The organism is Promineifilum sp. (SeqCode), from assembly GCF_041918635.1.
Taxonomy (GTDB): Bacteria; Chloroflexota; Anaerolineae; order Promineifilales; family Promineifilaceae; genus Promineifilum.
The window spans coordinates 1-2,038 of record NZ_JAYRVJ010000585.1; the positions used below are offsets into that span (position 1 = coordinate 1).

3 protein-coding genes and 1 pseudogene are annotated in these 2,038 nt (G+C 63.1%); 1 reads left to right on the forward strand and 3 read right to left on the reverse strand.

The window, feature by feature from the left end; translation table 11 throughout:
* The 3 genes and pseudogenes from ACE3UY_RS17375 to ACE3UY_RS17385 all read right to left on the reverse strand — a co-directional run.
* Positions 1-314 (reverse strand): annotated as a pseudogene (locus tag ACE3UY_RS17375) (hypothetical protein); the annotation flags it as partial.
* A gap of 46 nt (positions 315-360) precedes the next feature.
* Positions 361-912, reverse strand: coding sequence for an anti-sigma factor (locus ACE3UY_RS17380; RefSeq protein ID WP_374688751.1), 552 nt, complete (start codon positions 910-912; stop codon positions 361-363).
* A gap of 31 nt (positions 913-943) precedes the next feature.
* Positions 944-1,534: an RNA polymerase sigma factor gene (locus ACE3UY_RS17385; protein ID WP_374688752.1), complete on the reverse strand. Its 591-nt coding sequence runs from the start codon at positions 1,532-1,534 to the stop codon at positions 944-946.
* 199 nt (positions 1,535-1,733) lie between these two features.
* On the opposite strand from ACE3UY_RS17385, the gene ACE3UY_RS17390 reads away from it, so the two are divergent.
* The coding region (locus ACE3UY_RS17390) for a cyclopropane-fatty-acyl-phospholipid synthase family protein (RefSeq protein WP_374688753.1) at positions 1,734-2,038 on the forward strand (305 nt) is incomplete at its 3' end.

Here is a 2,038-nt window from a genome sequence, read left to right on the forward strand (position 1 = left end):
AAGGCATCCGGCCCGGCCACCAGATCGCCGTTGAACAGCGTGACGCTGCCGTTGACGCTGCCATCCACCAGGGCGTCGCCGTTAAAGACGACCACGTCGCCGTTAACCTGCGCGCCGGCCCCGATCACCAGGTCGCCATCGAGCACGACGACATCGTTGTTGACGATCTCGTTCTCGTCGATGACCGTGTCGGAGTACCGCTCAAAGCGCGGCCCGGAATGCGGCTCGTAATCCGGCCCGGCCCAGGCGGCCGGAACCAACGCTACCATCAGCAGTAGCGCCAACACTATCGGAATAAGGACACGTCTCTTCATTTCATTGCTCCTCGCGATGTTCCCAATACTCCTGCGTCCTGTATAACTAGTTACGTGAGGAGGCGTCCGCGGGTTGCACGACGAGTCGCTGCAAGACGCCGCCCCATAGGAACACCACGCCCGCCAGGATGATCAGCCAGCCCACTACCGCCGGCTGCTCGACGACGAAGCGCCCCGCGCCGGCCAGCAGCGCCTCGACGACCGTCACAACTACCCGCGCTATGCCGGTAAGCGACGACCAGATGCCTTCCACCAGCGCCGGCTGGCTGAGCACGGGCGAGTAGCGGTTGACCAGGAAAATGCCGAGTAGCACGGGCAGCAGGCCGCTGAGCAGTACCACGGCATAGATCGTCCCCAGCGCCCAGGCGCGGGCCCGCCGGTTCGGCAGGCGGGCCAACGTCCGCTCAGCGAAATCGACGGCCGGCATCAGCAGTGGCGTCTGGCGAAACAGCCACTCAATGGCCGACAGCGTCTGCCACTCCCGCCGGCAGTCGGGGCACGTGCTCAGGTGCGCTTCCAGGTCGCCGCGATCCGCGTCGGCCAGCGCGCCATCCAGCGCGTCCATCATCATCAGGTAATATCTCTCTTCGTGCTCCATCACGTCTCTCCAATGAGAAGTGTTTCTCCGTTCAAATCACCGCTTCTACCTCCGCCTCGGCCGCCGGGAACAAGCCGCGTTCCAGGCTGCTATCGGCCAACTGCCGCCGGGCGCGGAACAGGCGTGACTTCACGGCGCTGACGCTGGTGTTCTGCACCTCGGCGATCTCTTCGTACGACATGTCGTACCAGTAACGCAAGACAACCGCCTGACGGTATTCGTCGGGCAGTTCTTTGAGTAGACCCTGCACCAGTTCCTCGCGCTCCTGGGCGATGTACTGCCCTTCCGGGCCTTTGTGGTTGTCGCTGTGCAGCGCCGGGTGAGGCGGCAGCGGTTCATCGAGCGACAACAACACGGCCCGCCGCTTGCGGATCTGGTCGATACAGTAATTCGACGTAATCGACAGCAGCCAGGTGCTGAACTTGTGCGCCGGGTCATAACTATCCAGTCGCGTATAGGCGCGGATGAACGCCTCCTGCGCGGCCTCTTCGGCTTCGCCGGAATTGCCCAGCATCCGGTAGGCAAGGTTGTAGACCGGCCCTTGATACGCCTCGATCAACTGTCCGAACGCCGCCTTGTCGCCGCGTCTGGCCCTCTCGAGCCAGACCTGCTCTTCGTTCAACGTGCCAATCTCCTGACTACTCACCCACCTATACGCGCGCCGCCGCCCAAGGTTTCGCGTTTGCCCGCCCGCGCCCCGCTGCTCTATAATGAAATGAATTCACCACGGATGAACACGGATTAAACGGATACCACGGATTGAAGCAGGGAGCTTTAGCGTTGACGGTAATCTGCGACTCCTTGCTCATCAAGTATTATAAATGACCAAGCAAGCGAACATCGGACAGGAGCGGAAGTCGCTGCCCTCAACGCTCTATACGGAAGAGTACTTCCTGACGGCGTGCGAGGGGTACGACGTTTTTCTGGAATCGGAGGGGGCGCATCTGTCGCGGCGGCTGCGCGACGCCTTCGCCGTGGCCGAGGTGCGGCCGGGCATGCGCGTGCTCGACGTGGGCTGCGGCCGGGGCGAGATTCTACGCCACTGCATGCGCCTGGGCATCGAGGCCCACGGCATGGATTATGCCGCCGTGGCGGCGCGCATGACGCGCGACGTCGTCGCGGCTGA

Excerpts from the sequence above, each read along its gene's own strand:
- ACE3UY_RS17380 (WP_374688751.1), bottom strand. The coding sequence starts at position 912 with ATGGAGCACGAAGAGAGATATTACCTGATGATGATGGACGCGCTGGAT.